Annotated in this window: 23 protein-coding genes; 11 read left to right on the top strand and 12 right to left on the bottom strand. The window is 57.2% G+C overall.

Going from position 1 to position 25183, the window contains the following annotated elements:
* Window positions 1-51: 51 nt before the first annotated feature.
* The 4 genes from mobB to moaA all read right to left on the bottom strand — a co-directional run bounded on the left by mobB (window position 52) and on the right by moaA (window position 3217).
* The gene (gene mobB / locus V6582_RS20320) at window positions 52-579 is read right to left on the bottom strand and encodes a molybdopterin-guanine dinucleotide biosynthesis protein B (protein WP_156634393.1); all 528 of its coding nucleotides are present in this window, start codon (window positions 577-579) and stop codon (window positions 52-54) included.
* A complete protein-coding gene (gene mobA / locus V6582_RS20315) occupies window positions 566-1207 on the bottom strand; it encodes a molybdenum cofactor guanylyltransferase MobA (protein WP_156634392.1) in 642 nt (213 codons plus the stop codon). The genes mobB and mobA overlap by 14 nt, the downstream gene beginning before the upstream one ends.
* Before the next feature lie 14 nt (window positions 1208-1221).
* A complete protein-coding gene (locus V6582_RS20310) occupies window positions 1222-2115 on the bottom strand; it encodes a DMT family transporter (protein ID WP_349508907.1) in 894 nt (297 codons plus the stop codon).
* A 100-nt stretch (window positions 2116-2215) separates the two neighbouring features.
* Window positions 2216-3217, bottom strand: a complete 1002-nt coding sequence (moaA, locus tag V6582_RS20305) for a GTP 3',8-cyclase MoaA (RefSeq protein ID WP_156634081.1) — start codon at window positions 3215-3217, stop codon at window positions 2216-2218.
* Between the two features lie 444 nt (window positions 3218-3661).
* Between moaA and V6582_RS20300 the strand changes: the two genes are divergently transcribed.
* Window positions 3662-4024, top strand: coding sequence for a DUF971 domain-containing protein (locus tag V6582_RS20300; protein ID WP_337739374.1), 363 nt, complete (start codon window positions 3662-3664; stop codon window positions 4022-4024).
* An 18-nt stretch (window positions 4025-4042) separates the two neighbouring features.
* Here the strand turns inward: V6582_RS20300 and V6582_RS20295 are convergent, their stop codons facing one another.
* From V6582_RS20295 to fumC, 4 genes are all read right to left on the bottom strand, one after another.
* A complete protein-coding gene (locus V6582_RS20295) occupies window positions 4043-5110 on the bottom strand; it encodes a GGDEF domain-containing protein (RefSeq protein WP_060715615.1) in 1068 nt (355 codons plus the stop codon).
* A gap of 181 nt (window positions 5111-5291) precedes the next feature.
* A complete protein-coding gene (locus tag V6582_RS20290; protein ID WP_156634072.1) occupies window positions 5292-6896 on the bottom strand; it encodes a fumarate hydratase in 1605 nt (534 codons plus the stop codon).
* Window positions 6897-7010: 114 nt separating this feature from the next.
* A complete protein-coding gene (locus V6582_RS20285; protein ID WP_156634070.1) occupies window positions 7011-7751 on the bottom strand; it encodes a hypothetical protein in 741 nt (246 codons plus the stop codon).
* A gap of 58 nt (window positions 7752-7809) precedes the next feature.
* Window positions 7810-9201 (bottom strand): class II fumarate hydratase, encoded by a 1392-nt coding sequence (fumC, locus tag V6582_RS20280; RefSeq protein ID WP_156587045.1) that lies wholly within the window; start codon window positions 9199-9201, stop codon window positions 7810-7812.
* A gap of 411 nt (window positions 9202-9612) precedes the next feature.
* Here fumC and V6582_RS20275 point away from each other — a divergent pair, with 411 nt between their 5' ends.
* Window positions 9613-11457 (top strand): L,D-transpeptidase family protein, encoded by a 1845-nt coding sequence (locus tag V6582_RS20275; RefSeq protein ID WP_156634068.1) that lies wholly within the window; start codon window positions 9613-9615, stop codon window positions 11455-11457.
* 65 nt (window positions 11458-11522) lie between these two features.
* Here the strand turns inward: V6582_RS20275 and V6582_RS20270 are convergent, their stop codons facing one another.
* Window positions 11523-12221, bottom strand: coding sequence for an HAD family hydrolase (locus tag V6582_RS20270; protein WP_337739373.1), 699 nt, complete (start codon window positions 12219-12221; stop codon window positions 11523-11525).
* Window positions 12222-12456: 235 nt separating this feature from the next.
* Here V6582_RS20270 and rpiA point away from each other — a divergent pair, with 235 nt between their 5' ends.
* The 4 genes from rpiA to V6582_RS20250 all read left to right on the top strand — a co-directional run bounded on the left by rpiA (window position 12457) and on the right by V6582_RS20250 (window position 17233).
* The gene (gene rpiA / locus V6582_RS20265) at window positions 12457-13155 is read left to right on the top strand and encodes a ribose-5-phosphate isomerase RpiA (RefSeq protein WP_156634067.1); all 699 of its coding nucleotides are present in this window, start codon (window positions 12457-12459) and stop codon (window positions 13153-13155) included.
* 141 nt (window positions 13156-13296) lie between these two features.
* The gene (locus V6582_RS20260) at window positions 13297-13890 is read left to right on the top strand and encodes a DUF2059 domain-containing protein (RefSeq protein WP_156634065.1); all 594 of its coding nucleotides are present in this window, start codon (window positions 13297-13299) and stop codon (window positions 13888-13890) included.
* Window positions 13891-14129: 239 nt separating this feature from the next.
* Window positions 14130-15518 carry a glutathione-disulfide reductase gene (gene gor / locus V6582_RS20255; protein WP_156634063.1) on the top strand — a complete coding sequence of 463 codons (1389 nt, stop codon included), beginning with the start codon at window positions 14130-14132 and terminating at the stop codon, window positions 15516-15518.
* 338 nt (window positions 15519-15856) lie between these two features.
* Entirely contained in the window at window positions 15857-17233 is a 1377-nt protein-coding gene (locus V6582_RS20250) for a class II 3-deoxy-7-phosphoheptulonate synthase (RefSeq protein ID WP_156634060.1), read from the top strand.
* A gap of 383 nt (window positions 17234-17616) precedes the next feature.
* Here the strand turns inward: V6582_RS20250 and V6582_RS20245 are convergent, their stop codons facing one another.
* Together V6582_RS20245 and V6582_RS20240 are read right to left on the bottom strand one after the other, a co-directional pair.
* Complete coding sequence (locus V6582_RS20245) at window positions 17617-18123, bottom strand: hemerythrin domain-containing protein (protein ID WP_156634058.1); 507 nt, start codon at window positions 18121-18123, stop codon at window positions 17617-17619.
* Between the two features lie 43 nt (window positions 18124-18166).
* Window positions 18167-18526: a hypothetical protein gene (locus V6582_RS20240; RefSeq protein WP_156634057.1), complete on the bottom strand. Its 360-nt coding sequence runs from the start codon at window positions 18524-18526 to the stop codon at window positions 18167-18169.
* A gap of 323 nt (window positions 18527-18849) precedes the next feature.
* Between V6582_RS20240 and ccoN the strand changes: the two genes are divergently transcribed.
* The 4 genes from ccoN to ccoP are packed head-to-tail and all read left to right on the top strand — an operon-like array spanning window position 18850 to window position 22270.
* A complete protein-coding gene (ccoN, locus tag V6582_RS20235; RefSeq protein WP_156634054.1) occupies window positions 18850-20490 on the top strand; it encodes a cytochrome-c oxidase, cbb3-type subunit I in 1641 nt (546 codons plus the stop codon).
* Between the two features lie 10 nt (window positions 20491-20500).
* Window positions 20501-21232 carry a cytochrome-c oxidase, cbb3-type subunit II gene (gene ccoO / locus V6582_RS20230; RefSeq protein WP_070164610.1) on the top strand — a complete coding sequence of 244 codons (732 nt, stop codon included), beginning with the start codon at window positions 20501-20503 and terminating at the stop codon, window positions 21230-21232.
* Between the two features lie 10 nt (window positions 21233-21242).
* Window positions 21243-21404 carry a cbb3-type cytochrome c oxidase subunit 3 gene (locus V6582_RS20225; protein WP_049777167.1) on the top strand — a complete coding sequence of 54 codons (162 nt, stop codon included), beginning with the start codon at window positions 21243-21245 and terminating at the stop codon, window positions 21402-21404.
* A 2-nt stretch (window positions 21405-21406) separates the two neighbouring features.
* Entirely contained in the window at window positions 21407-22270 is an 864-nt protein-coding gene (gene ccoP / locus V6582_RS20220; RefSeq protein WP_156634052.1) for a cytochrome-c oxidase, cbb3-type subunit III, read from the top strand.
* A 237-nt stretch (window positions 22271-22507) separates the two neighbouring features.
* Here the strand turns inward: ccoP and V6582_RS20215 are convergent, their stop codons facing one another.
* Window positions 22508-22861 carry a VOC family protein gene (locus V6582_RS20215; protein ID WP_156634050.1) on the bottom strand — a complete coding sequence of 118 codons (354 nt, stop codon included), beginning with the start codon at window positions 22859-22861 and terminating at the stop codon, window positions 22508-22510.
* Window positions 22862-23208: 347 nt separating this feature from the next.
* Here V6582_RS20215 and V6582_RS20210 point away from each other — a divergent pair, with 347 nt between their 5' ends.
* Window positions 23209-25146, top strand: coding sequence for a putative bifunctional diguanylate cyclase/phosphodiesterase (locus V6582_RS20210; protein ID WP_156634048.1), 1938 nt, complete (start codon window positions 23209-23211; stop codon window positions 25144-25146).
* Window positions 25147-25183: the final 37 nt, after the last annotated feature.

The following is a 25183-nucleotide window of genomic DNA, read 5'->3' as shown; positions in this document are numbered from 1 at the left end:
TTGATAGAACTCAGATATCATCCATGCCGCCGGAGCGATCCGGCGGCATTTTTATGAGGAAAGACCGGTTGCTGAGGCGATGAAATCGGCAATCGCTATCGTGTCATCGAGATCGAAGACCGGCAGGTCTATGTCGTTGATCTGATGATCGGCAGCGATGGCGATGATATGCGGATCATCAGGGGCAAGCGGTGCGGCGTTCTTTGCGTCCAGACGCCGCGCCTCGATTTTCGGGATTGCCTCGCGTTTATAGGCTTCGATCAGCACCAGATCGCAGGGAGATAGCCGAGACAAAATTTCATCGAGGCTTGGCTCTGGGCTTCCCCGCAGTTCATGCATGATGGCGAATCGCGTGCCGGAGACGATAGCGACCTCCGCCGCACCGGCCTGACGGTGCCGGTAGCTATCGGCGCCGGGCTTGTCGATGTCGAAATCATGATGGGCGTGTTTGATTGTTGAAATCCTGAAGCCGCGCTGTGTGAGTTCGGCAACCAGCCGCTCGGTGAGCCCCGTCTTGCCGGAATTCTTCCAGCCGGAAATGCCGAATACCCTGTGAGGGGCGCGATCATTTGATGTCATCGGGCAGGGCCTCTAGATAGATTTCCGCCCGGGCCAGATCATCCGGGCTGTTGACGTTGAAAAATGGGTCAAGCGGGCCGTGCTTGGTTTCAACGGCCTGAAATTCGACCTCGATACACGGTTGATCCTGAAGGAAGCGCATGAGTTTTCGATTGTCGGGCTGGCCCAGCCAATGCTCGATTGGTTCTTTCAACGCTACCGGCCAGAGGCCGACAACCGGGTGAACCCGTCCGAGCGAACGTGCCAGCACGACGGTTTTGTCGTTGGCTGCCATAGACAGCAGACGTTGCGTCAGATCTGCCGGGAGGAAGGGCGTATCGATGGGCGCGACCAGCACATGGCTGGAGGATGAGACCTGCCGGGCAAATTCCATGGCACTGGCAATGCCCGCCAGCGGCCCCGCGTAACCGCTGATCGCATCGCCGAACCGGGGCAGGTGGGTGGTAAGGGTTGGATCGTTGCTGTTGACGGCGAGACTGCCGACCTGAGGTGACAGCCGGTTTGCCACATGGTCCAGCAGGGTAAGGCCTGCCAGCATAGTGGTTGCCTTATCCGCGCCCATGCGGCGCGACAGTCCACCAGCCAGAATGACGCCGGGAAGGTCGGTTGGTGTTGCAGCGGGTGCCATGGCGTCCCCTTGCTTCAAACCGGCAGCGCGCTGGCATCGCGGATTTTCCGCAGCCGTTCGCGGTGGAACGTATACAGCCCCGATCCGACCACGACGGCCATGCCCAGCAGCATCCAGGGGTCAGGCCATTCATGGAACACAAGAATGCCAAGGCCGATGGCCCAGAGCAGGCCCGAATAGCGGAAGGGCGCGATGAAGGAAATGTCTGCGGTGCGCATGGCGAGAATGATGCATTGATAGCCAATGAACATCAAGATAGCGGCACAGATCAGTACCCCGAAAGACGGGAGGGATAGCGGCTGCCAGCCACCATGGAACGGAATGAGCGCGGCGCCAGCCAGTGCGTTGCCAGCGGCGGTCATCAGGGTGATGACGATGGAAGGCGTTGCCCTGTCGATTCGTGTCGTCACCAGATCACGGGTGGCGGCGAAAAACACGCTGCCCAGCACGTAGAGCGCCGACAGGGTAAAGCCTTCCGGGCCGGGCCGGATGATAATCATCACCCCGATAAAGCCAGCGATAATGGCAAGCCAGCGCCGCCAGCCGACCGGCTCGCGCAGAAATATCGCAGCACCAAGCGTGACGGCGAGCGGCAGCGATTGCAGGATGGAGGCGGCATTGGCCAGCGGGATGGCAGACAATGCCGTGAGATAGGTAATCGAGGCCAGAATCTCACACAGCACGCGGGTCATGATCAGAGGATTGGCGAGCAGTCTGGGAGAAATTACGGCGCGGGCCTGAAGGGCAATACAATAGACCAGAAGCGTGGTCAGCGCCCCGCGCACCAGCATGATCTGCCCGACGCTCATCACCTCGGTCAGCGATTTCGACAGGGCGTCGTTGATGGTGAAGCCGGCCATGGCCGCAGCCATGAACATCGCGCCCTTCATATTTCGGGTCAGCACCATCGAATAAAAGCTTTCCAAACAGTCCGCCTGGACAGATCGCCCGGGCTGATGCGGTGTTCTATCCAGAAAACCAGTAGATGCAAAGGTTTGAAAATACCTGTTAACCGCCGGTGACGCTCATATGGCGCGATACGGCGGGGCGACGGGTGGTGCGATCAATGATGAAATCATGGCCCTTGGGCTTGCGCAGGATTGCCTCATCAATGGCCGCAGCCAGCAGCGCGTCATCCTCGCTGGCCCGCAAGGCGGCCCGAAGATCGGCTGCATCGTTCTGGCCGAGACACATATAGAGCGTGCCGGTACAGGTAAGGCGAACGCGGTTGCAGCTCTCGCAGAAATTATGGGTGAGGGGGGTGATCAGACCCAGTCTGCCGCCGGTTTCCTTGACATGCAGATAACGGGCTGGGCCGCCAGTCTGATAGTCGAGATCCTGGAGGGTGAAATGCTCTGCCAATCCTTGCCGAACCTCGGAAAGGGGCAAATAGCGGTCGGTGCGGTCCTCGTCGATTTCGCCCATCGGCATGGTTTCAATCAGCGTCAGATCCATGCCCCGGCCATGGGCAAAGCGCATCAGATCGGGAAGTTCATCCTCGTTGAAACCTTTCAGGGCAACTGCATTGATCTTGATGTGGATACCCGCCGCCTGGGCAGCATCGATACCTTTCATGACCTGAGAGAGATCACCCCAGCGGGTGATGGTGCGGAATTTCTGCGCGTCCAGCGTATCCAGCGAGACATTGATGCGGCGCACCCCCGCGTCGGCCAGTTCGGCTGCGTGGCGGGCGAGCTGCGAACCATTGGTGGTCAGCGTCAGTTCCTCAAGCGCGCCGCTTTGCAAGTGACGTGACAGACTGCGGACCAGGAACATGATGTTCTTGCGCACCAGCGGCTCACCACCGGTCAGGCGTAGCTTGCGCACGCCCTTGGCGATGAAGGCACTACAGAGCCGGTCCAGTTCCTCCAGTGTCAGCAAGTCCTTTTTCGGCAAAAAGGTCATGTTTTCCGCCATGCAATAGGTGCAGCGGAAATCGCACCGGTCCGTCACCGACACCCGAAGATAGGTCACGGCCCGACCGAAAGGGTCTATCATTTTGTCTGGCATCTGCGCTGGCTGTAGACCGGCATGGGCCTGCAAGGTCTGATTTTCCTGCAAGTTTGGCGCCGGCTGGTGCAGGCGGGGGGCATAATCCAAGCGAACCTCCATGATTGCTCACTAATCTGGTGCGCGCATTGCGATCCGTCAAGCAAGGCAACAGGCTGGACGACTGGAATAAGTTGGATCGGACTGAATCGGGTGATACAGCATCAGACCGAAAAGTGCGAAGCGGTTTTCGGATCATCTGATGCGAATGGAAAAACGATCAGACCGAAAAGTGCGAAGCGGTTTCGAGCTATTGCAGTAAAAGTGCGAAGCGGTTTTGCGTCCGCAATAGCGGCAAGGAAGTTCATCTGATGCGAATGGAAAAATGATCAGACCGAAAAGTGCGAAGCGGTTTCCTCGGATTGTGTTGCGTGCGGTACTTTAAAATATGACAGGGAGAATGTGGTGAGCGAAGTTTGGCCGAAGGAAATCAGGGTGTCACCGGATCGGCGGCTTTTGACGCTGGTTTTCGATAATGGGGAAAGCGTCAGTGTGGCGGCGGAAATGCTCCGGGTGCTTTCACCGTCCGCGGAGGTACAGGGCCATGGTCCGGGCCAGAAAATTACCGTGCCCGGCAAGCGCAATGTGGCGATTGCCAAACTTATTCCAACCGGAAATTATGCGGTGCGGATCGGCTTTGACGACGGCCATGATACCGGCATCTTCACCTGGGCCTATCTGCGCGAGCTTGGGCAAACTGGTGAGACGAAGTTTGCGGATTATCTGCGTGATCTGGAGGCAAAGGGCCTGTCGCGCGATACGGTGTAGGTGCTTTTATATCAGGTCTCACCCCTTGTAGATCAGCCAGCCCTTGGCAAAATCCTTGCGCATGCCCGGCTCAAACGGCCTGCTGCAATTGCGACCGGCATTCTTTGCGCAGTAAAGGGCGATATCGCTGCGGCTGTAAAGTTCGCCGGGGTCCTGGCAATTGGCGGCCAGGGCAAAGCCGATGGAGACCGTGACCGGACCGTAATTGACACCGGTGCGGGAATTGCGAAACAGGGTGTTTTCCAGATTGGTGCGGATGCGTTCGCACAGGCCGAACACTTCGGTATCCGGCATGCCCTCGACGATGATGGCGAACTCCTCGCCACCCGCCCGTGCCACGAAGGCATCACGCGGTGCATTGGCGCGGATGACACCGGCAACGGTCGCCAGGATCTTGTCGCCGACCGGATGGCCGAAGGTGTCGTTGATCTTCTTGAAATGGTCGATATCGATCAGCATGAGCGACGTTGTCGTCAGTGTCGAGGGATAGTTGAACAGTCCGGCCATCCGCTCATCGAAGGCGCGGCGATTGGCAAGCCGGGTCAGAGAATCGGTATTGGCGATCCGCTTGTATTCGTCCAGTTCACGCCGCACGGCATCCATTTCAACGGATTTCTGAGTAAAGCTTTCGGCGGTCTTTTCGCCATGGGCCAGCGTATCGTCTGTTGCTCGCGTCAAAAGGGCGATTGCATTGCGCAGCAGATCGACACTGCCGCTGCTCTTGGCATTGATGCGTGAGCAGGTCTCATCCAGCAGCTTGTTATAGGTCTCCAGCGAGCTTTGTTCCTGCTTCATCAGGCGCAGCAGATTGTCCAGTTCCGAAACCAGCCTTGAATGGGCATTTTCGATAATGCGGTTGGAATTGTGGCCGAAAAACTCCTCGGCAATCCGGTCGAGGTCATCCTGGGTGGCCCGGCTTCCAAGCGCGGTCACCCTGCGGGTCAGGACCGGGTTGGAGCCGATATAGGCCTCGTAGAACAGCTCGTAATTTCTTGGCAGCGGCGAAATGCCCATCGAGCGCATCGCAAAGGAAATTTGCGTTGCGATATCGAGCCCCTGCGATCGCGCCAATGTTGCGGTGTTCATTCTGCCAGCCCCATCCGATAATCCTCGCTCAGGATTAGGGCTGAATGGTGAGTAAATATTTAAAGCGATAAGTAAAGAATGCCGGGAAATTTAAGATTGTCGTTTATTATAGAAAAATCAGAGTAAAATATTGAAGTACAGGCGCGAAGCCAAATAATTGCCTTCGCGCCTGGGCTAATGCTCAGAGATTGAATTCCTGGAAGAAGTCATTGCCCTTGTCGTCGGTCACGATGAAGGCCGGGAAGTTTTCAACCTCGATCTTCCAGACGGCTTCCATGCCCAATTCCGGATATTCCAGCACTTCGACATGGCGAATGCAGTCCTGGGCAAGCCGGGCCGCAGGCCCGCCAATGGAGCCGAGATAGAAGCCACCATGGGTTTTGCAGGCTTCACGCACGGCGCGGGAGCGATTGCCCTTGGCCAACATCACCATCGAGCCGCCAAACGACTGGAACTGGTCGACATAGCTATCCATGCGGCCAGCCGTGGTCGGCCCGAAGGAACCGGAGGCAAAGCCTTCCGGCGTTTTGGCCGGGCCGGCATAATAGACCGGGTGGTTCTTCATGTAGTCCGGCATGCCTTCGCCATTTTCCAGCCGTTCGCGGATCTTGGAATGCGCCAGATCGCGGGCGACGATGATCGTGCCGGTCAAGGACAGCCGGGTCTTGACGGGATGCTTGGTCAGCTCGGCCAGGATGGCGCTCATCGGCTGGTTAAGGTCGATGCTGACTGTGGAGGAGGAGAGGGCGGCCTCGTCGATGTCAGGCATGTATTTCGACGGATCGGTTTCCAACTGCTCGATAAAGATCCCGTCGCGGGTAATCTTGCCCATCGCCTGACGGTCGGCGGAACAGGAGACACCAAGGCCAATCGGCAGCGAGGCACCATGACGCGGCAGGCGGATGACCCGCACGTCATGACAGAAATATTTGCCGCCAAACTGGGCGCCGACGCCAAGCGACTGCGTCAGCTTGTGGATTTCCTGCTCCATCTCGATGTCGCGGAAGGCATGGCCGCTTTCGGAACCTTCGGTGGGCAGTCCATCGAGATAGCGGGCCGAAGCGAGCTTGACCGTTTTCAGGTTCATTTCCGCCGAAAGCCCGCCGATGACGATCGCCAGATGATAGGGAGGACAGGCTGCCGTGCCGAGCGACAGGATCTTGTCCTTCAGGAAATCAATCATCCGGTCATGGGTGAGCAGCGAAGGCGTGCCCTGGTAAAGGAAGGTCTTGTTGGCCGAACCGCCGCCCTTGGCCATGAACAGGAATTTATAGGCATCCTCGCCCTCTTCATAGAGGTCGATCTGGGCGGGCAGATTGGTCTTGGTGTTCTTTTCCTCGAACATCTTCAACGGTGCCAACTGCGAGTAGCGCAGGTTACGCTTTTCATAGGCGTCGCGCACGCCGCGGGCCAAGGCTTCATAATCGCCGCCGTCCGTCCAGACGCGGCGGCCCTTTTTGCCCATGACGATGGCGGTGCCGGTATCCTGGCACATCGGCAACACACCACCGGCGGCGATATTGGCATTCTTCAGGAGGTCATAGGCCACGAAACGGTCATTGTCGGTGGCTTCCGGGTCCTGGAGAATCGAGGCAAGCTGCTTCAGGTGGCCGGGGCGCAGCAGGTGGTTGATGTCGGACAGCGCGGTTTCGGCCAAAAGCCTGAGGCCCTCCGGCTCCACCACCAGAATGTCCTGGCCCTTGAATGTTTCCACCGAGACGTAATCGGCGGTCAGTTTGCGGTAGGGAGTCGTGTCTTCGCCAAGGGGAAAGAGATCGTCAGCCATCGAAGGAGCCTTTTTGCCAAACGGATTTTCGGCATTTGGTCTAGTTCGGCGAAGCGCAGTTTGCAAATGATTCTAAAGTAGATTTGTGAATCGAATATTCAGATGTTTAGCAGCTTATTGCGATATAGCTTCCGTAATTTTCTCCAAGATAAAACCAGATTCTATAAAATATAAATATTTTGATGGATTTCCACCCCTTACAACGATGCCGGCCCACCCGATGAAGTAATCCCCGGGATAGCCCGCCATATAATAGACCGTTCCTCCGCTCATGCCATCTGAAGTTAATTCAAAATTTTCTTTTATCTCAAGCACATGGGTGTACGGAGAGTTACTTTTTCTGTTGTATTTTGCAGAAACAACCACCGTTTTTGTTTCATAAGTGCTATCCACTTTTTGAAATTTGCTTGGAAAGCCAAAAATAGCAAAATGGTCTCTCGCCTGATTCGGCCAAATTGATACAGGTGATACTTCAAAGAACTGGTTTGAAATCGATTTCATTTCAAGAACAGCTTCAGAAAATTCAAATATTCGAATTGATAAGTCAGATTCATCGCAATCAAATGTGTATATCCTACTTGCTGTTACGGTGAGGTTTTTTGTAAAAATAAATATAGATGTGTTTTCGAATTGAGATTCACTTATCTGATGACCCGTACAGACTCCAAAATACCGGTCATATATTTTTATACAGGTCATGCTTCCGAGTAGTTGGTATGGATATTCAGGATGGTTGGTGTGTACTAAAATTTGTTTGCAAGTTGATTGCAGCCTATTTTCGACCGCGCAAGGCGGCACAAAAATACTTCCAATCCGTACAGCACTTTTCGCTGTTATGTCAGATACTAAAAACATTTGAGCCCCGCTTTACAAATTTATAGCGAGGCTCATCTAATCGAATCAAGTAGAGTTTTTACTTCGGCCCGATCATCAGTTCCGGCCGGACATACTGATCGAACTCCTCATTGGTCAGATAGCCGCCGCCCACGGCTTCCTCACGCAATGTCGTGCCGTTCTTGTGAGCAGTTTTGGCGATCTTGGCGCAGGCGTCGTAGCCGAGCTTGCTGTTCAGCGCCGTCACCAGCATCAGCGAGTTTTCGACGCCCTTCCTGATATTGTCTTCGCGGGCCTCGATGCCGACGACGCAATTGTCGGTGAAGGAGACGGCGGCGTCGCCAAGCAGTTGCACCGATTGCAGGAAATTATAGGCCATCATCGGATTATAGACATTCAGCTCGAAATGGCCCTGGCTGCCCGCAAAAGTCAGGGCGGCATTGTTGCCGAAGATATGGGCGCAGACCTGGGTCATGGCTTCCGACTGGGTTGGATTGACCTTGCCGGGCATGATCGAGGAGCCAGGCTCGTTTTCCGGCAGGGCCAGTTCGCCAAGACCCGCGCGCGGGCCGGAGCCGAGGAAGCGGATGTCGTTGGCGATCTTGAAGCAGGCCGCCGCCGCCGCACTGATCGCTCCATGCGCAAACACCATGGCGTCATGGGCGGCCAGCGCTTCGAATTTGTTGGGCGCGGTAACGAAGGGCAGGCCGGTGATCGCGGCAATTTCTTCGGCGACCTTTTCGGCAAAGCCGATGGGGGCGTTCAGCCCGGTGCCGACGGCGGTGCCGCCCTGCGCCAGCTCATAAAGGCCTGGAAGCGTCAGCTCGATCCGCTTGATGGAGGAGGCGACCTGTGCGGCATAGCCGGAAAATTCCTGGCCGAGTGTCAGTGGCGTCGCGTCCTGGGTATGGGTGCGGCCGATCTTGATGATGTGGTCAAAAGCCTTGGCCTTGGCATCCAGTGCCGCATGCAGATGCTTCAAGCCGGGAATCAGATGATGCACGACATATTCGGCCGAGGCGATGTGCATGGCGGTCGGATAGGTGTCGTTGGACGACTGGCTCATATTGACATGGTCGTTGGGGTGAACGGGCTTTTTCGAACCCATCACTCCGCCCAGCATTTCAATCGCCCTGTTGGAAATCACTTCATTGGCATTCATGTTCGATTGCGTGCCGGAGCCGGTCTGCCAAACTACCAGCGGGAAATGATCGTTGAGCTTGCCGTCGATCACCTCCTGCGCCGCCTTGATGATTGCTTCACCGAGGGTCGAGTCCAGCCCGCCGAGCGCCATATTGGCGCGGGCCGCCGCCTGCTTGACGATACCCAGGGCCCGCACCACCGGCAGGGGCTGCTTTTCCCAGCCGATCTTGAAATTGCCCAGGGAGCGCTGCGCCTGCGCGCCCCAATATCGATCGCTGGCAACCTCGATAGGGCCAAATGTATCAGTTTCGGTACGGGTTGCAGTCATGATGTGTCTCCAACTGATGGGTCTGAATACGCAATTGCTCCGTTGACCGGGGCTCCGTTGACCGGCTCGACGACGGTCGCCGTAAAACATGACGCTTTGATACATGTTTTCGCGCCCGCGTCAAAGCATCCCGGTTACAGGCCAGGTCGGTTGTACAGTCGCGGTAATGTCATCAAAGTTTGGTGGAAGAAAGGATCTGCGGTTACTGAATTTTAACCAATTCCCGGCTTAACCTTGACGTCGTGTTAACCATGGCTGCGCGCTGATCGGTCACTTAAAGTTGACCCTCTGTTTTTCAAGCATTTTAGCATGGTTAACTTTCCAAAGCCGATGCAATCGGCTAGGGAACCGGCTAATATTCGGGGACCGACTTCGAATCCCGACCTTGACCTTTCTGAATGGGGAAAGCAGTTGCAGAAACCTTCACTGAACCGGGCGCTGATTGCAGTCCTCCTGACCACGTCCACGGTTGTGGCCGCCCTGCCGCAGACGGCGAGCGCCACGACCCTGATGGATCTGCTGCGCGGCAGGTCGGAGGAGCGTCGCCAGCCAGCGCCGGCGGAAATCATTCCCCAGGCCCAATTGCGCGATCCAGAGCCGATCCAGAAGGTCGCCGCACCTCGCTATTATGCCTATAAGGCCGAGAGCAAGCGTGCGATCTCCATCAAGGCACCGGACATGCCGATTCCGGTTTTTGGTGAAGACCATGCCCTGGCCGTCGCCCATCTCGCCATGTCGCAGGTCAAGGTTGAAGCCACGCCCGACGTGGCGCAGGCTGTGGAAAACTATTATAACAACAAGGGCGCGCTGATCTGGGCCAGCGATACCGCCATCACCGACAAGGCAAAGTCGGCGGTTGCCGCCCTGGCAACGGCTGATACGGCCGGGCTTGAGCCAGCCGATTATGCGGTGAAAGTGCCTGATGGTCTCGACACCATGCCCGAAGACGCCCGCCGCCAGGCGCTGATGGCCTTCGAACTCAACCTGTCGGCCAAGATCCTGACCTATGTTCAGGACACGGTGCGCGGCAGGCTCGATCCGAACCGCATTTCTGGCTATCACGATTTCAAGCGCAAGACTGTCAATCTCGATCCGGTCTTGGATCTGGTGCATTCGAGCCCGGATATCGCTGCCTATCTGCATGGCCGCGATCCCGCCAATCCGCAATTCCAGGCGCTGAAGGCTGAGCTTGCCAAATTGGTGGCAGAGGCCAATCAGCAGCAGAGCAAGCCCGTCAAGATCAATCTGACCGGCGTCTTGAAGCCCGGCGGCAGCAATCCCGAGCTTGCCAATATCGTCGAAGGCATCAAGACCTATGGCAGCGACGCGCTGAAGACTGAGCATGCGTTGACGCTGACCGACTACACCGGCACGCCGGACTACACACCGGAACTGGTGGCTCTGGTCGAGAGCTACCAGAAGGAACGCGGCCTGAAGCCGGACGGCGTCATTGGCCAGGCAACGGTTCGCACCATGGTTGGTCATTCCAATGCCGAGAAGATCGAAAAGCTCGTGGTTGCCATGGAGCAATTGCGCTGGTTGCCTGCCGATCTGGGGCCGCGCTATGTGTTCATCAACCAGCCGGCTTTCGAGGCCTATTATTTCAACGACCGCCAGCAGCAGATTGCCATGAAGGTCGTGGTCGGAGCGCCCCAGCACCAGACCTTCTTCTTCCAGAACATGATTCAAACGGTGGAATTCAACCCTTATTGGGGCGTTCCGCGGTCGATCATCGTCAATGAAATGCTGCCCAAGCTGCGCCAGGACCCGAGCTATCTCGACCGTCTCGGCTATGAAGTCAGCTACAAGGGCCGCAAGGTGGCCTCTTCGCAGGTCGATTGGTACACGACCAGCGATGTCGATGTGCGCCAGCCGCCAAGCAGCGACAATGCGTTGGGCGACCTGAAGATCCTTTTCCCGAATGCCCATGCCATCTACATGCATGACACACCGGCGAAGAGCTTCTTCAAACGCGATATGCGTGCGCTCAGCCACGGCTGTGTGCGTCTGGCCGAGCCGCGCGTCATGGCCGCAGCCGTGATGGGTACGACAGTCGAAGACATCGATGCACAGATTGCCTCCGGCCAGAACCGCGCCGTGCAGGTGCCGCAGAAGTTCCCTGTTTATGTCGCCTATTTCACCGCCTGGCCGGATAAGGATGGGGTCGTCCGCTATTACGACGACGTCTATGGCCGCGATGAAGCGACCCGCAAGGCCTTCGATGTGACGTCGACCGCGCGCGGTGTGCAAAGCTGACAAAATCTAAGCAAGGCATATAAGCAAAAGGCCCGGTCGATCCGGGCCTTTTATGTTTTGGGATTTCAGTTGGCCTTGTTGAGAAGCCTGTCGACCAGTTCCAAGGTCAATTCATTGAAATGCGTGATGATCACATCGGGTCCGAGGTCGGCGACCGGTACGTCCGAATAGCCGAAAGGCACGGCAATGGAGGGGATACCGGCATTGCGCGCCACCAGAATATCGTTGCGGCTATCGCCGACCATGATAGCCCGGCGCGGGTCGCCGCCAGCCTTGGCGATGGTGCCGAGCAGATGGCCGGCATCGGGCTTGCGCACATCGAATGTATCGCCGCCGGTAATGGCCGTGAACCGCGCCGTCAGGTTTAAACCTTCGAGCAGTGGCCGGGCGAGGCCCTCCATCTTGTTGGTGCAGACCGCCAGCCGGTGGCCCGCCGTGTCGAGCCGTTCCAGGGCGTCCAGCAGGCCGGGATAGGGCTGGCTTTTGCCGGGCATATGGTCCTTGTAATGGTCGATGAACCGTTCAAGCAGGGGCTGGAATTCAACCTCGGAAATCGGCCTGCCGCGCAGGCTGAAGGCCCGCTCGATCATCACCCGCGCACCGTGTCCGACCAGATGGTTGAGGTCATCGGCCTCCAGCGGCGCGAGATCGGCAGCGGCAATGGTATGGTTGAGGCTGGCCACGAGGTCCTCTGCCGTATCGACAAGGGTTCCATCCAGGTCGAAGACGACTGTGGCGGGGGCGGCGTTAATTGCTGGGGACACGGGCTAACTTTCCATGGATTGCACTTAAAACCTTGGGTTTCGGCGGGCAGGGCTAAGGTTTTTCAGGGCGAAATGCAAGTTTGGAAGGCGTCGAAAGGGGCTTTCGTTTGGCTTGCGACCCGTGTAAACAGCGAGAACTTTCTGCGGAATGCTTGGCAAACCAGCAAGGTTTGCTGCATTGACCGGCAGTTTCGAAAGGCCTTGGCCGAGTGTTGCAAGAGGAGTTGCGGGCAGCATGGACGTTCGTCAAATGAAGATCAAAGCCGCAGAACTGGCTTTGTCTTATGTCGAAAATGGGATGCGGCTCGGCATCGGTACCGGTTCGACCGCCGAGGAGTTCGTGCGGTTGCTGGCTGAAAAGGTCGCCGACGGTTTCAAGGTTCAAGGCGTGCCAACGTCGGAGCGCACCGCAAGGCTTTGCCTGGAACTGGGCGTGCCGCTGATGTCGCTCGATGAATTGCCGGAACTGGACCTGACCATCGATGGCGCCGATGAGCTTGATCGTCACCTGACCCTGATCAAGGGCGGCGGTGGAGCGCTGCTGCGCGAAAAGATCGTCGCTGCTGCGTCGTCGCGGGTGATCGTCATTGCCGACGAAACAAAGCTGGTGGAGACGCTGGGCGCTTATCCGCTGCCCATCGAGATCAATGGATTTGGTGGCATTGCAACCCGGATCTCCATCGAAAAGGCCGCCGCCAAACTGGGCCTGTCGGGGACGATTGGCCTGCGCATGTCTGGCGACGATCTGTTTATGACGGATGGCGGGCATTATATTCTCGATGCTTCTTTTGGCCGCATTCCTGATGCAGTGGCCCTTTCTCAGGCATTGCATGCTATACCCGGGGTGGTGGAGCACGGTCTGTTCATCGGCATGGCATCGCTGGCCGTGGTGGCTGGCTCTGATGGTGCGCGGGTGATCGAGCCTGTGGCGTGATTGACGCGGCTTGATAGCCTGATGGCCATGGTCTGGAGCACGTTTATGCTGAGGCCATGCGCATCGATAATACCAATATGACAATTCAGCGCGCTGCCGTTGGAGGCGAGCGCTGGGGACACAAACAGGAGCATGAGTTTTATGAGCAAATATCAGGGTCTCGGTCGCCTTAATCTCGGTCACATGGTTGCCGGTGTGGTTATCGCAGCTTCGCTTCTGGCTGGTCCGGCCGCTCGCGCGCAGGATGTGACGGATGCGCAGATCGATACCGCCCGTCAGGCTATCACTGCGCTGGGCGTCACCAATGTATTCGACAATATCCTGCCGAATGTTGCCGCTCGGTTGAAGGCACAGCTCATCCAGGCTTATCCTAACCTTGAAGACCAGATCGACAAGACGGTCGACCAGCAGGCTATCGCGCTGGCTGCACGCCGTGGTGATCTCGAAAAGGAAGCGGCAACGGTTTATGCCAAGGCGTTCACCCAGGAAGAGCTGAAGCAGATTGCGGCTTTCTTCTCCAGCCCGGCTGGCAAGAAGCTGATCAAGGACCAGCCGGTCGCCAATCGTGAGCTCGGCAAGTCCGCCGATATCTGGGCCGCCGGTGTGGCGCGTGACCTGGAAAAGAACACCAATGATGCGCTGGTCAAGGTGGCCGGTGCACAGCTGAAGGCGCAGATGCCTGCTTCCGATCCGGCTCCGGCGCCTGCTGCTCCAGCACCTGCCCCCAAGCCTTGATCTGAGAACACCGATCAAAGAAAAGCCCGGACCTGGTTCCGGGCTTTATCGTCAGGCCGGTCAGAAATGATCCGGTCGACAGGCTGTTTGTCGTCGGTCTCATCTATCCCCATATAGGGATGCCATAGGGGATGGATATCGTAGCGGTTTTTGTCAGCGGTCATCCTTCTTTTGCAGTCCGGTCGATCCACTGAAATTTTCGAGGGACGCTTTGGCCGTCCGTCTTGCGGGAGTTTTCCATGTCATCATTCGATTATGATCTGTTCGTCATCGGCGGCGGCTCCGGCGGTGTGCGTAGCGCCCGGCTTGCGGCATCCATGGGCAAGCGGGTGGCGATTGCCGAGGAATACCGGTTTGGTGGCACCTGCGTCATCAGGGGCTGCGTGCCGAAAAAGCTGTTCGTTTATGCATCGCAGTTTCACGAGCATTTCGAAGATGCGGCGGGATTTGGCTGGACGGTGGGCGAAAGCCGATTCGACTGGAAAAAGCTGATCGCCGCCAAGGACCAGGAAATCGAACGTCTGGAAGGCCTGTACAGAAAGGGCCTCAACAGCGCCGGTGCGGAACTGATTGAGAGCCGGGCGGAACTGACCGGCCCCAACCGCGTCCGTCTGCTGGCGAGCGGACGCGAAGTGACCGCCGAGCGGATCATCATTGCGGTCGGCGGCTCTGCCAATGCACATGCCTCCTTGCCGGGGCATGAACTGTGCATCACCTCCAATGAAGCCTTCCATCTGGAGGCGCTGCCTCGCTCCATCGTGATTGCCGGTGGCGGTTATATCGCTGTGGAATTCGCCAATATCTTCCATGGTCTCGGTGTCGATACGACGCTGATCTATCGTGGCAAGGAAATCCTGTCGCGCTTCGACCAGGATATCCGCCGTGGCCTACACCAGGCCATGGAAGCCAAGGGTATTCGTATTCTCTGCACGGATGTGATGGAGGAAGTCGAGAAGATGGCCGCAGGCGGTCTTTCCGTCCGTACCCGAAACAATGGGGTGATTTCCACTGAAACGGTCATGCTGGCTTTGGGCCGCGATCCCTATACCAAGGGCCTTGGTCTCGAGACGGCGGGCGTCGCTGTCAATGAGCGCGGCGCCATCATCGTCGATCAATATTCACGCACCAACGTGCCGGGTATTTTTGCACTGGGTGACGTGACGGACCGGGTGCAACTGACGCCGGTGGCAATCCATGAGGCCATGTGTTTCATCGAGACGGAATACAAGAACAATCCGACCTCGCCGGATCACGACCTGATCGCCACGGCGGTCTTTTCGCAGCCGGAAATCGGCACGGTCGGCATGACCGAGGAGGAGGCGGCCCGCAAGTTCGCGGAGATCGAGGTCTACAAGGCTGAGTTCCGCCCGATGAAGGCGACGCTATCGGGCCGCACCGAGAAAGTGATCATGAAACTGATCGTCAATGCGGCTGACCGAAAAGTGGTTGGCGCGCATATTCTTGGCCATGACGCCGGCGAAATGGCGCAATTGCTCGGAATTACCCTCAAGGCCGGCTGCACCAAGGACGATTTTGATCGCACCATGGCCGTGCATCCGACCGCGTCGGAGGAACTGGTCACCATGTATAACCCGAGCTATCGGATCAGGAACGGCGAGCGGGTCTGACAGCCTATCCAAGAATAGCCGCTGGCGGGCTGCAAAAGGCAATTTCTGCGCTTCCGGTGCTCACGTACGCTAAGTACGCTCCGCTCCGGTTCTCGAAACCACCATTTTCGCCACGCCAACAGCAATTCTTGAACAGACTGTGAAAACCACCGCTCCCCTTCAATATACAGGGAGGCAGTTACTGCTTCCCTGTTGTCCAAAATCCTTCCAGAGTGGTTTTCACCTATGGAAGGCCAATTTGACAGCAAGGTATTGCTTTTCAAGCTTCCATTAAGCGTTTATAAGCCGCCAATCCGAGCGGCCCGCAGGCATGGCCGCGTTTTGTTTAGGTGAAGACGATGGCGCAGAATTGGACCCCGACAAGTTGGAGGCAGAAGCCGATCAAGCAGGCTCCGGCCTATCCGGATCAGGCCGCATTGGCCGCAGCAGAGAAAAAGCTGGCCACTTATCCGCCGCTGGTCTTTGCTGGTGAAGCGCGCCGGTTGAAAAAGGCGCTTGCCAATGTGGCTGATGGCAACGGCTTCCTGCTTCAGGGCGGCGATTGTGCCGAAAGCTTTGCCGAACACGGCGCCGACACGATCCGCGACTTCTTCCGCGCCTTCCTGCAGATGGCCGTCGTACTGACCTTTGGCGCCCAGCTTCCGGTCGTCAAGGTCGGCCGCATCGCTGGCCAGTTCGCCAAGCCGCGCTCGTCGGATTTCGAGCGTCAGGGCGATGTCGAGTTGCCGAGCTACCGCGGCGATATCATCAATGGCATCGATTTCACCGAAGCGTCTCGTGTTCCCGATCCGCATCGTCAGTTGATGGCCTATCGCCAGTCAGCCGCGACGCTGAACCTGCTGCGCGCTTTCGCCATGGGTGGCTATGCCAATCTCGAAAACGTTCATCAATGGATGCTGGGCTTCGTCAAGGACAGCCCGCAGGCCGAGCGTTACCGCAAGCTGGCCGACCGGATTTCCGAGACCATGGATTTCATGAAGGCAGTCGGCATCACGGCGGAAACCAATGCCAGCCTGCGCGAAACCGATTTCTTCACCAGCCATGAAGCGCTGCTTCTCGGCTATGAAGAGGCGCTGACCCGCGTCGATTCGACATCTGGCGATCATTACGCCACATCAGGCCACATGATCTGGATTGGCGACCGTACCCGTCAGGCCGATCATGCCCATATCGAATATTGCCGCGGCATCAAGAATCCGCTGGGTCTCAAATGCGGACCGTCGCTTCAGGCGGACGATCTTCTCAACCTGATCGACATTCTCAATCCGCAGAATGAAGCAGGTCGTTTGACGCTGATCTGCCGTTTTGGCCACGACAAGGTTGCCGACCATCTGCCGCGCCTGATCCGCGCAGTCGAGCGGGAAGGGCGCAAGGTCGTATGGTCCTGCGATCCGATGCATGGCAACACCATCACGCTCAACCACTACAAGACCCGGCCTTTCGACCGTGTCCTGTCGGAAGTGGAAAGCTTCTTCCAGATCCACCGCGCCGAAGGCTCGCATCCGGGCGGTATCCATATCGAGATGACCGGCAACGACGTCACCGAATGCACCGGCGGCGCACGGGCTGTTTCCGCTGAGGATTTGCAGGATCGCTATCATACGCATTGCGACCCGCGTCTCAATGCGGACCAGGCGCTGGAATTGGCCTTCCTTCTGGCCGAGCGGATGAAGGGCGGGCGCGATGAGAAGCGCCTGAGATCCGTCGGCGCCTGAAATCGAGACTTGAGATCAATCAAGGCCTGATCGTTTAGGCTCAAACCAAAAAGCCGTCACCGCAAGGGTGACGGCTTCGGTTTATTGATAAACCCCGATCTCTGCATTTCGTCACCCTCGGGCTTGCCCCGAGTGCCTGCTGCCGATCAATAAGCCATTGACGTTATTGGATTAAATTGCTGTGCTTAGATGCTCGGCACAAGGCCGAGCACGACGTTGAGGATAAATGCGGGCTTTGTCAGCAGTCTGATCCCGTCACTCCATGAACTGCCCCCGGAAGTTGGACATCAACCTTTCCGGGGGCAGTTCATGGAGTGACGGGTTTTTATTGACCAAAGAGTGCCGCGCCGTCAGCGTTGTGATCAACGGCGAAAGCTTAGCCGTCAGGATAGCTGGGCTTCACCGATCTGGCAGAGGATATGTTCTCTCTCGAAGGCGATATGGCGTCGCAGCCCTTCAAAGAAGCCACGCAGCATATAGCCCACGGCCTCCATATTGACTTCACGACCGCCGCCGAGTTTGAGCAAGGCATCCGTCAGTTCCTCGGCAAAACACTCGTCTTCGCAATGTTCGAAGCGCAATCGGTTCAGCGTTTCGTGGATGCCGATGCTGCTGCGTGTCGATGTTTCGAGCCAGGGAAACAGGATGCTTTCCTCATAGTGGTGGACGCCCTTGATCAGCGGGGTCAGCGCCTTGGCCGCGTAGATGCATTTCTGCCGGTTGATATTGTTCGGCAGCGAATCGGCGATCTCTTCCAGCTCGGCGCATAGCGCCATTTGCTCCCCATGGGCATGTTGCAGCCATTCCAGACTGGTCTCACATGGCGGCAAAGCAAGGGGCCGAGCGTCTCTGGTCTTCGGAAAACCCGTCTTGTCCAAACTGCTCTGCATTCCGCATCTCCTTCTTTTGCCGGCCCGGCACATGCGTAGGGCGTTACTGACAAGCGCGAAGGTGTGAGCCACATCTCCGGCCTGCACGAATGTCGAATATCTCAAATGCATCAAAGGCTTGAGATGTCCGGAAATGAAATGCCAGGGCCATTTTCAAAGAGCCATGGGTGTCGGTCGCAGCGCCGGGCTCTGAACTTGGCAATGCGGCATCGTGCAAGGGCGCGAAAAATCCCGCCTTGAAGACCGTTTCCCGATCAGGATGCGCAACGCGCATTGAAAGGGTCACTTGGGAAACGCCAAAGACCCTTTCAGGCCCTCCGGTGTTTCGCCGCAACTGCCGGTTCGCAATGTCTCCGCATCGGATATCCGATGCCTGCGACACAATGCCATTGCCGTCCTTCATATATCGCGGCCTTTGCATGGGCTGCCTTGATTTGAATCAAGGTTGCAGAGGCTGCGGAATGTCAAACAGAGACTCGACGCAGAAGTCTATCCATCCGGCAGGCGGCATGGCGTGGTGAGCAATACTGAACTCCTCGAAATGAAAGACGCTCTATCTCGCTGTTTTTACGTACTTTTGCTGGAAATACTCTGGCGCTGTCAGAAAAACGTCCCGGAAACGGAATGGCTTTTTTCATGGAGCGACTGCGCAAACCACAAATCAGGGCGGAACCCTTCCCTTAAGGAGGGGCCGTGCCGACACAAAGCCGTTGGGGGATGCCAACAATGAATTATACTTTCGAAACCATGGTTTTGGCCATTCTGGCCTTTGCCGCGCTGCTCGGGGCGGGTTTCGCCTATGACAGCCTGTTTGCCGCCCATATGTGGGTGGCCTTTTTCGTATTGCTGGGCGGCACGGTCGTCATGCTGCGCCATATCCGGTTTGCACCGGCGGCGGCTGGGGTCTCCAGCCGGGCTGCGGCGCAACCCAAGTCGGAATATTTCGACGAGGTCATCCGCTATGGCGTCATCGCCACGGTGTTCTGGGGTGTGATCGGCTTTCTTGTCGGGCTGGTCATCGCCCTGCAACTGGCCTTCCCTGATCTGAATTTCGGCCCCTGGCTGAATTTCGGGCGGCTGCGGCCATTGCACACCTCGGCCGTGATTTTTGCCTTTGGCGGCAATGCCCTGATCATTACGTCGTTTTATGTGGTGCAGCGCACGTGTCGCAGCCGGTTGTTCGGCGGCACGCTCGGCTGGTTCGTGTTCTGGGGCTATAACTTCTTCATCGTCATGGCTGCCACCGGCTATCTGCTTGGGATCACCCAGGGCCGTGAATATGCGGAACCTGAATGGTATGTCGATCTTTGGCTGACGGTTGTCTGGGTGGGGTATCTCATTGCCTTCCTCGGCACGATCCTGACCCGCAAGGAGCCGCATATCTATGTGGCCAACTGGTTCTACCTGGCCTTCATCGTCACCATCGCCATGCTGCATATCGTCAATAACCTGGCGATTCCGGTCTCCTTCCTCGGCGTCAAGAGCTATTCGGCCTTCTCCGGTGTGCAGGATGCGCTGACGCAGTGGTGGTACGGACATAATGCCGTCGGCTTCTTCCTGACGGCGGGCTTCCTCGGCATGATGTACTATTTCGTGCCCAAGCAGGCCGGTCGCCCGGTCTATTCCTACCGGCTGTCGATCATCCACTTCTGGGCGCTGATCTTCATGTATATCTGGGCCGGTCCGCATCACCTGCATTATACCGCGCTGCCCGATTGGGCGCAGACGCTGGGCATGGTGTTCTCGATCATGCTGTGGATGCCGTCCTGGGGCGGGATGATCAACGGATTGATGACGCTTTCGGGCGCCTGGGACAAGATCCGTACCGATCCGATCATCCGGATGATGGTGATGGCCATTGCCTTCTACGGCATGTCGACCTTCGAAGGCCCGATGATGTCGATCAAGACGGTCAATTCGCTTAGCCACTATACCGAATGGACCATCGGTCACGTTCACTCCGGCGCTCTCGGCTGGGTCGGCATGATCACCTTCGGCGCGATCTACTACCTGACGCCCAAGCTCTGGCACCGTGACCGCCTCTATTCGATGCGGATGGTCAACTGGCACTTCTGGCTCGCCACGCTCGGTATCGTCGTCTATGCCGCCGTGCTCTGGGTGGCCGGTATTCAGCAGGGCCTGATGTGGCGCGAATACGATGCGCAGGGCTTCCTGGTCTATTCCTTCGCGGAAACCGTCAAGGCCATGTTCCCATACTATGTCATGCGCGCCGTTGGCGGCGGGCTCTATCTCGCGGGCAGCCTGGTCATGGCCTGGAATATCGCCATGACCATTCTCGGCCACCAGCGCAACGAGGCGCCTCTTGCAGGTTCGGCCATGGCGCCTGTCCTGCAACCGGCGGAGTAAGGAGGGCACCATGTCCATTCTCGATAAACATAAGATCATCGAAAAAAATGCCAGCCTGCTGCTTTTGGGTTCGCTGCTGGTGGTTGCGGTGGGCGGTATCGTTGAAATCGCGCCGCTGTTCTACCTGCAAAACACCATCGAAAAGGTGGAGGGCATGCGGCCCTACTCGCCGCTCGAGCTGGCCGGTCGCGACATCTACATCCGCGAAGGCTGTTACCTCTGCCATAGCCAGATGATCCGTCCGTTCCGTGACGAAGTGGAACGTTACGGCCATTACTCCCTGGCGGCGGAATCGATGTACGACCATCCGTTCCAATGGGGTTCCAAGCGCACCGGGCCAGATCTGGCCCGTGTCGGGGATCGCTACTCGAATGACTGGCATGTCCAGCACCTGAGCGATCCACGCTCGGTCGTGCCGGAATCGATCATGCCGAAATATGCGTTCCTGAAAGAGACGCCGCTGAAGATCACCAATGTCTCCATGGACCTGAAGGTCAACAGCGAAGTCGGCGTGCCCTATACTCAGGACATGATCGACAATGCCAAGGCCGATCTGGCCGCCCAGGCAGACCCGAATGCCGATACCACGGCATTGCTGGCCCGCTATCCCAAGGCGAAAGTCGGCGATTTCGACGGCAACCCGGCGGTCCTGTCCGAAATGGACGCGCTGATCGCCTACCTGCAAATGATCGGCACTTTGGTGGACTTCACCAAATATGACGACGCAACCGGCTACCGTTGAGGAGGGCGTAATGGAAGGAACCGAAATCTATACGGCCATGCGCCATTTCGCTGACAGCTGGGGCATGCTCGCCATGCTGCTGTTCTTCGCGGGCGCCATTCTCTTCGTCTTTCGTCCGGGCGCCAAAGAGCGGGCGGAAGATGCTGCCTCTATCCCCTTGCGGGAGGACTGATCATGTCTGACAAACACATTGATGAAATCAGCGGTGTCGAAACCACGGGCCATGAATGGGACGGCATCCGCGAGCTGAACAATCCTATGCCGCGCTGGTGGGTCTATACCTTCTACGCCACTATCGTCTGGGCGATTGGCTATACGGTGGTCTATCCGGCCTGGCCGATGCTCTCCACCAATACCAAGGGCCTGTTCGGTTATACCAACCGTGCCGCAGTCACCGCCGAGCTTGCAGAGGCCAAGGCGGCGCAATCGGTGTTCACCGACAAAATCGCGGCCCTGCCGATCAAGGATATCCTGGCCGACAAGGATCTGACCGAATTCGCCACCGCTGGCGGTGCTGCGGCCTTCAAGGTCAATTGCACCCCCTGTCATGGGTCTGGTGCGGCTGGCGGCCCCGGCTATCCAAACCTGAACGACGATGACTGGCTGTGGGGCGGCAGTGTGGATGCCATCTACACCACGCTGCAACACGGTATTCGCTACACGAGCGATCCGGAAACCCGGACGTCGGAAATGCCGGCCTTTGCCGATATCCTGAAGCCCGAGGAAATCCGCCAGGTCTCCGCCTATGTCGTCAGCCTGACGGGCAAGCCGTCCAACGACGCATTGGTTGCGCCCGGAAAGCAGGTGTTCATGGACAATTGCGTTGCCTGCCACGGTGAAAAGGCCGAGGGCAATCGCGATCTCGGTGCGCCCAATCTCGGCGATGCCATTTGGCTGAAGGTCAAAGGCGAGCAGGAGATCATCCAGCAGGTGGCTCATCCCAAGCATGGCGTCATGCCGGGATGGTCAGCGCGTCTAGGCGATACGACGGTCAAGGAACTGACTGTCTATGTCCACTCACTCGGCGGCGGCGAGTGAGAAGAGCTGCCGGGGCGCAACCGTTCCGGCGGCTCACTTTATACCAAGGCGAAGGTGCTCACGCATCCTCGCCTTGAATGCATTGCAGATATCTCAGATGCTTGCACCGCTTGAGATATATGCAATGGGAATACCAACTGCCATTTTCAGTGACCTTGGTATTCGTTTGTCTTAAACCTGGTTGGACGAAGGCTGGCCAGGTGCAGCATCAGCCGAGTTTCAGCTTTATGCCCGTTGCTAGAGACTGTCCGACCAGACCGCCAGCTCATAGCCATCCAGGTCGCGGAAGTGGAACCGCCGACCGCCGGGAAAGGAAAAGATCGGGCGGATGATCGTGCCGCCGGCGCTTTCAACGCTGCTCACGGCCTTTTCCAGATCATTGGCAAACAGGATGACCAGCGGCCCGCCGGTCGCTGAAACCGGAGCGGTCGTGGTCAATCCACCTTTCAGCCGGCCATCGCTAAATTCGGTATAATCCGGTCCGTAATCGGTAAAGGACCAGCGAAAGGCCGTGGCGTAGAATTGTTTTGAGGCCGAAATGTCGCGCACGTTGAATTCGATATAATCAATTTGATCGTTTCGTTGCATCATGCTCGACCATCTCCCCTCGTTTGTATTTTCCTGTTGCGTAATCACATTAAATCGGTTGCTGTTTAAGGTGAAAATTATGCAGTAGTGTGAGAAGGCTAAAGTGAACCTTCGTGCATCCACAGCATGCATATTTCGCGTATCTTTTTTAGCGATGCTTAATCATAAGGCGTTGTGCGATTTTTAACTGCATTGTTCATTATTTCTTACCGGAAAAGCGCAATCTTAGCGGCAGGCTCCTGAAAAAAACAATTATTGCGCCTAGTTTGAAGAATGAGATAGTCTTGTTTTCAGAAACTGCGGATCAAAAAGCATTTTTATTGTCGTCTGCCCATAAGGCTCGGGCGTCCATGGCATTGCGTGGCAGTGGAGCGGCGGCAGTTTACAATGTGATGGCTGGGCTATCCACGTCCATTCTACTTCTGGCCGAGGTGAATGACGTGAGCGTCGTTATCGGTTGGATGATGGCGCTGGCTGCCGCAACCCTATTCCGCTTCCTGTTGTCGCGCCATCTGCAGCACCGTCAATATGCCTTGTCCAATCCGGATGACGTGCTTCGGCTGATGTGCATCACGGCCTTGGTGCAAGGGGCTGTCTGGGCTCTGCTGCCGATAGCGGTGGTCGATATGGACTTGCTGGGCCGCAATGCGTCTATTCTGGTGGTTGTCGGTGGTCTGGTGGCGACAGCCATGTTCCGCCAGGCCGGCACCAGTCAGGTCGCCTTCAGCTACTGTATTCCGATGATTTTAGCGATATTGTGGAATTTCGCGATTCACGGCGGCATCATTGCGACCATCTCCACGTTTAATTTCATGGTATTGGCCATTTTCATGTCTCATCTGCTGTTGAAGGCAGACAGGACCTTTCTGGATAGCGAAATGGCCAAACTGAGGAGCCAGGCCGCGACTCAATCGCTGACCATTGCCAATGAAGATATTCAGCACAAGAATTTGCGGCTGGAAGTCTTGGCCAACGGCGATCCCGTGACGGGGCTGTTCAACAGGATCTATTTCAATGGACGGCTCGCAGGGGAAATCGCCGCCGCCAAAGTTGGAAACCGGGAAATTGGCCTGTTATTGGTCAATGTCGACCGGTTCAAGCTGCTCAACGATGCTTTTGGCCATCGCGGCGGAGACCAGTTCCTGGCGATCCTGGGGCAAAGGTTGAAAAATGCCGCTGGCGCTGATGCCGTCACAGCCCGGATCAGCGGCGATGAGTTTGCCATCCTGTTGCGGAGCGGCGATGTACGCCAGGATTGCCGGGCGCTGGCTGAGACCGTGATCGCCGCGTCGATGATTCCGATTATCGTGCATGGCACCCAGGTCACGCCCGGTCTGAGCGCCGGGATTGCGTTTTTTCCCGACCATGCGGAAGATGGCGACGGTCTGTTTACCTGCGCCAGCATGGCTTTGTCGGATGCCAAGCAGGACGGTCGCAGGCAATTGCGGGAATTCGATCATCAGATCAAACAGCGCATCGATCGCCAGCGCCGTATCGAGCAGGATCTGCCAGCGGCGCTTCGTGATTCTTCGCTCGAGACCTGGTTTCAGCCGCAGATCAATCTTGCCACCGGCAAGATTGTTGGCTTCGAGGCCCTGGTCCGCTGGTTTCATCCGGAGTTCGGGGCGATTGCTCCGCCTGAAATTGTCAACGCCGCCCAGGCCATGCAGATGTGTGAGGCGCTGACTGGTTTCGTGACGGAAAATATCTGCCGGCTGCTCAACAGGCTGAAAGAGCTTGGCATGCCGGATACGGCTGTTGCCTTGAACGTTTCACCGCGTGAATTTGCGCTCTATGACGTATCTGTCATGCTCGACCGGATGACCGCTGCCTATGGCGTCAATCGCAATCTCCTTGAAGTGGAGATTACCGAGGAAACCATTCTGGATCCGGCGGTCGCCGGTGAACAACTGACCCGGCTTGAAAACAGCGGCTACAAGCTGACGGTGGATGATTTCGGCATGGGCTATTCGTCCCTGGCCTATTTGATCAGCCTGAAGATCACCCGGTTGAAGATCGACCGCAGTTTCGTCACCGGTATGAGCGGTTCGCCAAAGAATAAGGCGCTGGTTGTCGCTCTGGTCGGTCTGGGCCGGGCCCTGGGCGTCGATATCGTGGCGGAGGGCGTGGAAACGATAGCGGATGCCAGGACATTGACCGAAATCGGCTGCACGATAGGCCAGGGCTATTATTTCTCCCGGCCCATGCCTGCGGATATGCTGCCCAAATGGCTCGATTCTAAAAAAAAGCAACTGAGTGAGAAAAAATCACGACGCGCTGTGGCCTGATGGAGGGCGCTCAAGGGAAATAACCCCTTGGTTTTTC

This window comes from Agrobacterium vitis (assembly GCF_037039395.1).
Taxonomy (GTDB): domain Bacteria; phylum Pseudomonadota; class Alphaproteobacteria; order Rhizobiales; family Rhizobiaceae; genus Allorhizobium; species Allorhizobium vitis_E.
This window is presented reverse-complemented; position numbering and strand designations above follow the sequence as displayed.